Below are 7633 nucleotides of genomic sequence, written 5' to 3' on the forward strand. Positions count from 1 at the left end.
AAAGTTATAAATAAAACTCTAGTACTTATCAGATTTATCTCAAAATTTCCCGAGAAATAAGTTAACTATCCTTAGTCAAAATCTAGCAACCTGTCTTTAAGGTAGATTTGAATTTCATATTTTTTAGGTCATATTTTTTAGGTCATATTTTTTAGGGTCATATTTTTTAATTGGAGTCGAATTTTTTATGTCAGACCCGAACATTGGTCGCTTACTCGCTAAACGCTATCAAATTCAAAAGTTAATTGGTACCGGAGCAATGGGTCGAGTTTATCGTGCTAAGGATATTTTATTGGGAGGCGTACCGGTTGCTGTCAAATTCTTAGCGCTTTCAATGCAAAACCAACAAATGCGCATGAAAGAACGCTTTGAGCGGGAAGCTAAAACCTGTGCATTACTAGGACAAAGAAGCATCCATGTTGTGAGAGTAATGGATTATGGGGTCGATGAGAATGATATTCCATTTTATGTGATGGAATATCTCAAGGGTAAAAGCCTCAGCCAAATTATTCGTCACGAAACCCTGAGTTTAAAAAGATTTTTGAATATAGCGCATCAAATCTGTTTGGGTTTGGGGTCTGCACATGATGGTATCACCATTGATGATGTAGTCTGCCCTATTATTCACCGCGACATCAAGCCTAGTAATATTTTTATTCTTCAAGATCCGAGTTTTGGAGAATTAGTCAAAATACTAGATTTTGGAATTGCCAAGTTACTCCAATCTAACACCGAAAATACAAACTATTATTTGGGAACCTTAGCTTATTCTTCACCAGAACAAATGGAGGGAAAAGAACTAAATAACCGATCTGACATTTATAGTTTGGGGGTGATGATGTTTGAAATGCTCACCGGTAGAATGCCAATTCAAACAAAAACTCACTCTTTTGGAGCATGGTATAAAGCTCATCGCGAACAGAAACCACGTTCCTTTACAGACATTAGCTCTACGATTCCATTACCTTCATCATTAGAAACTCTAATAATGGATTGTTTGGGTAAATCGCCATGCGATCGCCCTCAAAATATTACTGAAATTATTGAAACCTTAGGAAAACTGGAAACATCAGAAAAAACCAATAATTCCTTACAACACTTTGCTTTAGAACAAAGCTTCCTTAAAGAGGAAGATATACCACAAGCAACAACCTTAAAAGCAGAACTCACGCAACCAACTCATTCCACAGATTCAGAGCTTCCTCCATCTGTAATTAAAGATGAAATTACTCGTAGCTGTTTTTGGTCTGCAAATAAACCTATTGCTAATATTGTTTTTCCCCAAGCAATCAAAGTAAACAGCGAGCTATTACCTGCATTGTGGGCAATGTTACCTATCCTAGAAATTCGCAAGTTTTTCGTTTGTAGTCGCTACAATCAATTTATCTTCATAACCGACCCTCACCCAATGCTGCTGTGGATTTCCGCTATTTATAACCAAAAACATGGTGCTAAATGGTTAAATTGCTATCTCGACCTCAAAACTAAATTTGGTCGAGAAACTACTCGTCTTTTAGGGGAAACTGGTTACTATCAAATATTATTGTTTGCGAAGGAAGCTCCTCAACCCGTCCATCTGATACTCAATTCGAGTATCGCTTCAGTTCAAACTGTTCGCTTACAAGAATGGGTCAAGCTCGGTTATTCTCTCACTTCAAGAGGAAATCCGCAGATGAGCAAAAAATTACTGCAAAATGAATATGAAAAAATAAAACCCCAAATCCTTGAAAAATTAACAGGAAGCGATACAAAGTCAGGGTTAGATATAAACAGATAAAATAAGCAAATAGAAGCAATTTTTATATAAATTAAGTATTTCTGCCCAGAAAATTGATTAACATTCAACAGAAGTTAAGTATTGTAAAAAAATATATTTTTTGTTCCCATATCGGGATATAAATTATCAAGGATAACAAAAATAAAAATAAAGTAACACAGTAAAATAAAATATCAGTTTTAACTGTAAAGTTAATATAAAGATGTTACGGGTTTAATGTTTACTGTGGAGCTTATCTGAACTACAAACTTGGTATCGATGAAAAAACTTAAGTGAGTATTTTCCTGACTACACTCAAAATATTAGCTTTATTTAATGTTGAGAAACTTAGCGATAAACCTAGTATTTAAGTCGGAGAAAGCCGTAATTGGTAATTTACTCTTAATTATGTGCTCATAGTCTGTTATCGTGTTGACAAATAATAGTCATCATTCAGTCAAAATATTTGTTATCTGTAGGTCAAATTAAGTATTATTTGACCGTTATAACTGTTGGGCATGAATAAGTGTTTCGCGATATGTAGTTGTTTGAAATCAGAGCAGTTGTAATTCATAGTTATTTGAATTCACATCATTCTAAGCTTACAAAAGATTAAGCTGGAAAATCATATCAGTTTAAAAGTCAAAGTAGTTTAACAGTTACAACGGTTCGAGCGTGATTACAGTTTGTCAAATTAACAAGTTTAAGATCGGTATATAAAAGTCAATCCTTAAAGTTGACGCCCCGACAACCCCAGCTCCTTTCCCTAGCCGGAACAGAGCAAGAGAGGGAGGTCGTCCACTCTGTCACAAAAGTGGAACTTTACATCCAAGAAGAATTAGAATCTAAACCCCATTGATGTTTAATTAATTCTTTGTAAGTAGCCTCCCTCACTACCATTTGTTCGTAAAGTTTGACTAAGAAGTCTTTAGCTTGCTCGTGACTCATATGTTCTACTTGAGTCGCAAAAGAATGTATACTGAATTGCTGTTCTAAAGTTAATTCGTTTGGTTGGTTCATTGTAAACTTCTCCATTAATTGATTAAAGTTAATTGGCAGTAATTCACCTCAAACTCTAAGGCGGTAAAACAGAAATAGCCTTTTGTCTTACATTGTTGTCTTATATTGTACTTGGCTTGTGTTAACAAAGATAACAAATGTTTGACAGGAAAACCGTACTTAAGTAAGGGGAATACTAGTAAGCATTAATCTGAATCTAAGGCTTACTAAATATTTAATTCAAGTTCACCGAGATCGTTTTCGTTCAAGGTGAATAATTCTTAGTGAAACAGGTAGAACTTATTTGACCTTTGGAAATGAAAATTTCAAACTAAAAGGTGAAAAATTAGGATTTTTGCTTCTTCTAGTTGTCATTTTTATTTTCAAGGGTAATTTACTATCCAAGCTCTATGCTGGGGAAAACTCTACTTTCTTAGTCAGTCGTGAATTATATGCCTCATAATTTACAAGCTGCAAGATTAAAAACAACAAGGTGAGAAAATTACCTCTGTACTAACCTACAGAGGTTTAATGTATATGTATCAAGTTGTAAATGATAAAAATGCTCAGAGCGAACAAAACGCTAAGTATATTTACTAAAAAAGAAATTTAAAAAACACATTATCCCTGTATACAAGACGATGTATATGTCTACAAAGTCCTAGGAACAATCAGCTTTACCTACAATAAACACAGGAAAACCTTAAAAGTAGGAAGCTAAATAAATATCTTTTGTTGGGAGAGGAAAGATAAATATTAAATATGGTTTTAAATATAAAGTTTTAAATATTTAATAAATATTCGCAAATAAAAATCATTATGTTCACTTGATTTAATTTTCTAAAGCAGCATTTTCTCCATATTCATTGGGCTATTAAAATGTTTTAGAAGATTTGTTCGACTTCTGTAAAGCCTGACAGCGCAGGAAAAGGCGTCAGGCTGCTTTATTTGCAACGCCTCTTAAAGCGCAATATTTTGTGCCAGTTTTGTTCTAACGGCTGATAATTCCTTAGTTCACAACATAGATCGATATCAATATGGTTTAGTTTTTTGAATTTAAACAGCTGATTTTTCTTCTAAAGAAACAAGAATAACAGTAATGTTGTCGTGACCGCCTTGATCTTTTGCCGCTTGAATTAAATTCAGCGCAGCCTTATCCAGTGTAGGAGTTTCCGTCAGGAAAGTGACAATTTTTTCATCCATCAGTTCCTCTGTTAAACCATCGCTACATAAAAGCAAGCGATCACCAGATTGGACTTCCAATGGTTTGACATCAAATTCCTGAAGGTCTTCACGTCCCAGACATTGAGATAAAACATGACGGAAGGGGTGAATCCGGGCTTCGTCGGGGGTAATATCGCCAAATTGAATTGCTCGTGCAACCCAGGTATGATCTTGGGTCATCTGTTCCAATTCCTGCTCTCGGAGACGATAAAGTCTAGAATCCCCCACATGAGCGCGCCAAGGAGTTTCACCATTACGGAAAGTGACAACTACAATAGTAGTGCCCATATCAGCCCGTTCGGGATGTTTCTCCTGATCTTGGAGAATCGCTTGATTTGCCTTTTCTAAAGCTTCTTCCAATAAATATTGAGAAGATTTTTCCGAATCCCAATTAGCAAGGAGAAAAGATTTGATTTCTTCAGCCGCGATCCGACTGGCTTCTTCTCCACCAGCATGACCACCCATACCATCAGCAACGATAAAAAATCGTCCTTTTGGGTCTATATAGTAAAAATCCTGGTTATTAGAACGAATAAGTCCCGGATCGCTAGCACCGGTAAAACTAAGTTTCATAAATTTTTAACAAACGAAAATTAATACATACGGTCGTAACGATCGAGCCGCAGAAGTAATCGAATTAGCAGCCATGATACTGCGGTTGCAACTAATCCAGCAAGTAGAGCTAACCATATGTAATCTTTAACTAATATTGAGGCAGACAAAGTGAAACCACTGATTATTACAGCGTAGATCATACCCAATTGAATATTAGTTTGTCGTCTTAACAAACGCTCTGTTTCGATAGAACGGACGCGAATCCGGACATCTCCGCGCTCCAACCTGTCTAAAGTATCCTCAAGTTGGCGGGGTAAACCCAATGCGGTAGAACTAACTTGTGCTGCTTGGCGACCGATCTCGTCTAATAAAGTATTCGTCTGAGAACCATTCATATTTGTCATAAGCTGCATTGCATAAGGTTTGGCAACTTCCATGAAACTAAATTCAGGATCGAGTCCTTTACCAACTCCTTCTAAGGTTGAGAAAGCTCGCATCACAAAAGTGAAAGTAGCAGGAAATCTAAAAGGTTGACCGTAAGCGATCTCATACAGGTCATCACTGATGGCAGATACCGATTGATTTTCAAACGGCTTATCCATAAAGTGATCGAGCATGTACTGAATGGAACGTCTGATTGGTCCCATATCTTCTGCAGGAGCAAGAGCGCCCAAATCAATTAAAGATTTGACAACCCGATCGCCATCTTTAGAAGCTACTCCAAACAAAGTTTCCATCAGACCTTCGCGAATGTTGGATTTTATCCGTCCCATCATACCGAAGTCGTAGAATATTAACGCACCACTGGGACTAACGGCAATATTCCCTGGGTGTGGATCTGCATGGAAGAATCCATTATTGAGCAACTGATGCAAATAAGCTTGTGCTCCCTGACGGGCGAGAATCTTTCTATTTAAGCCAGCGGCTTCCAAAGCTTCATACTGACTAATTTTAATCCCTGGTAAATATTCAAGAGTTAGTACCCGTGGCGAAGCATAACGCCAATAAACTCGAGGTACTTTAACCCATTCATAAGTACGAAAGTTTCTGCGGAAGGTATCAGCATTACGTCCTTCGTTCAAGTAATCTATTTCTTCCCACAGAATGCGACAACATTCTTCATAAATACCAATCCAATCTCGTCCACGCCCCCATTTGGGGTGACTTTGAAAATATCTCGCAATACCTTTAAGAATTTGTAAGTCAATTTCAAATAACTTTTTCAGCCCAGGACGCTGAACTTTAACTACTACAGACTCTCCCGAGTGTAGTGTAGCTTTATGAACCTGTCCTAAGCTCGCAGCAGCAAGAGGTATAGGCTCAAAACTTTCAAATAGTTGGGGAATTTTTTTACCCAATTCTTGCTGGATGATTTTTTCTACCTGTTCGTAAGCAAAGGCTGGTACCTTATCCTGTAGCTTGGACAATTCTTCCACATACTCGCCTGGAAAGATATCAGCACGTGTCGAAAATAACTGGCCAATTTTAATAAAAGTTGGTCCCAGATCCAACAGAGTATTGCGAATCCAAATTGCTTGTGCCTTACGTCTTGCTGCTTTCTTTACTTCGGTGGGTCCTCCAGAGTAACTCCACGATCTGTTGTATAGCCACAATCTGAACATCAAGGTCAATACAAATGACCAAATATCCAAATACCGTCGTCTACTGGAGTAGTTTTCCCGATTCCAACGGTATGCCTTACCCGTATAACTTTTATCCATTTGTTTTACGTACCGTTGGTTGCTCACCGATTCACCCGCAACAAAAAACACATTGACTTCCAACCTGTTAAATGGAATTAATGAGCAAAAATCTCTTATTTCCGCTATTTTGTTTTCAGCTATTTTGTCTTCAGTTGTTACCTAGGGACAAAAATATTTTATTTTTATTCTTTTTTTATTTAGTAATTTTGCTACTCGCTTCAGACAGAATTACTACGATATCGTTGGATTTCCGTACGCAACAGGGCAATTTCTGCTCGTAATTCATCAATTACAGCTTGCAAATCCTCTGGTTCAGAACTTGAGGTTTGTCCCATACCCGTTGCAGTTTCGCCAGCACCAGCAGCTTCTGCAGCACGATTTGCCTTTTCTATTACTTCTTCTGTAAAGGCGCGTAAATGCTCTTTGGCTTCAGCTTCAAACTTACCTAATTCGCTTAAAGCGTCAGTGAAAGTATTTTCCATTCTTTCGGTCAATACTTCAGCGACAGCTCTACCAATGAAGAAAGCTTCTACAAGGGGGTTAGTCATAAATTTTTGTTACGTTCGTCTGCAAAAAATTATAACTCGCTATCACACTTCGATGCTTCTATTTCATTACTGTTATTTTTGACAAAATGTTTTTGCTGGGTGAATAAAGGTTTATTCTAGACCCAGATAACCAATCCCAAGGGATCTAGCCCATACCAAAATATTAAAAAATAATTAAGAAATATGGAGTTTTATTAGGAAACAAGAGAGTCACGATCAGGAATTAAAAGGTTTTTCTAGAAATATTCAAGATGGATTTTTTTTCAAAGTATCAAATATCAATTCAAATAAATATCAATTCAAATAAATCTCAATTCAAATAAATAGCGCCCATTTATTCTAAATAATGGGCGAATTAAATATTTTTTAGTATTTTTATTTTCTATTCTGATAATGCTGTAAGATTACTCTCATTTTGAAATCTCATAACTTGAGATAGAGTAAAACTTAATTTAATAGCTACAGTTTAGCAGAATAAAATTTAGAGACCAATAGTTTCAATACAATAAATTTCGAAATAATCGAATAACAAACAAAAACAAAACAGCAAAGTTTTATATTTTCAAATGCGAAAGATACTGAATTAACTTAACTAAATACTGTCAAGTTTATAAATGCATAAATACTGATCAGAACTTACGTAATTGTCACAATACACCGGTGGTGCGTGACACTCAAAACCTTGTTAATACGTTCAGGTTAACTCTAAGTGTAACGCACCCTAGTGGACTGACACAGCTAAAATGTTGCATTAGAACTAACGGATTCCTCCTCAAAAACTGGATAAAGATGTTGGAGTTTCACCCTGGCATCCTCAGTAGAAAACCGCCATATCACTTTAGAAGCAC

At 36.5% G+C, this 7633-nt stretch carries 5 protein-coding genes; 1 reads left to right on the forward strand and 4 read right to left on the reverse strand.

Annotation, left to right across the window (positions count from 1 at the left end):
- Positions 1–187: 187 nt before the first annotated feature.
- The gene (locus tag QNJ50_RS19560; RefSeq protein ID WP_300638336.1) at positions 188–1777 is read left to right on the forward strand and encodes a serine/threonine-protein kinase; all 1590 of its coding nucleotides are present in this window, start codon (positions 188–190) and stop codon (positions 1775–1777) included.
- 801 nt (positions 1778–2578) lie between these two features.
- On the opposite strand, the gene QNJ50_RS19565 is transcribed toward QNJ50_RS19560, so the two are convergent.
- The 4 genes from QNJ50_RS19565 to QNJ50_RS19580 all read right to left on the reverse strand — a co-directional run bounded on the left by QNJ50_RS19565 (position 2579) and on the right by QNJ50_RS19580 (position 6785).
- Positions 2579–2776: an NblA/ycf18 family protein gene (locus QNJ50_RS19565; protein ID WP_300638338.1), complete on the reverse strand. Its 198-nt coding sequence runs from the start codon at positions 2774–2776 to the stop codon at positions 2579–2581.
- A gap of 1035 nt (positions 2777–3811) precedes the next feature.
- A complete protein-coding gene (locus tag QNJ50_RS19570; RefSeq protein WP_300638340.1) occupies positions 3812–4552 on the reverse strand; it encodes a Stp1/IreP family PP2C-type Ser/Thr phosphatase in 741 nt (246 codons plus the stop codon).
- Positions 4553–4572: 20 nt separating this feature from the next.
- Positions 4573–6255 (reverse strand): AarF/ABC1/UbiB kinase family protein, encoded by a 1683-nt coding sequence (locus tag QNJ50_RS19575; RefSeq protein ID WP_300638348.1) that lies wholly within the window; start codon positions 6253–6255, stop codon positions 4573–4575.
- Between the two features lie 200 nt (positions 6256–6455).
- Complete coding sequence (locus QNJ50_RS19580) at positions 6456–6785, reverse strand: DUF6825 family protein (RefSeq protein WP_300638342.1); 330 nt, start codon at positions 6783–6785, stop codon at positions 6456–6458.
- Positions 6786–7633: the final 848 nt, after the last annotated feature.

Origin of the sequence: Mastigocoleus sp. MO_188.B34, assembly GCF_030065675.1 — a bacterium.
Taxonomy (GTDB): domain Bacteria; phylum Cyanobacteriota; class Cyanobacteriia; order Cyanobacteriales; family Nostocaceae; genus Mastigocoleus.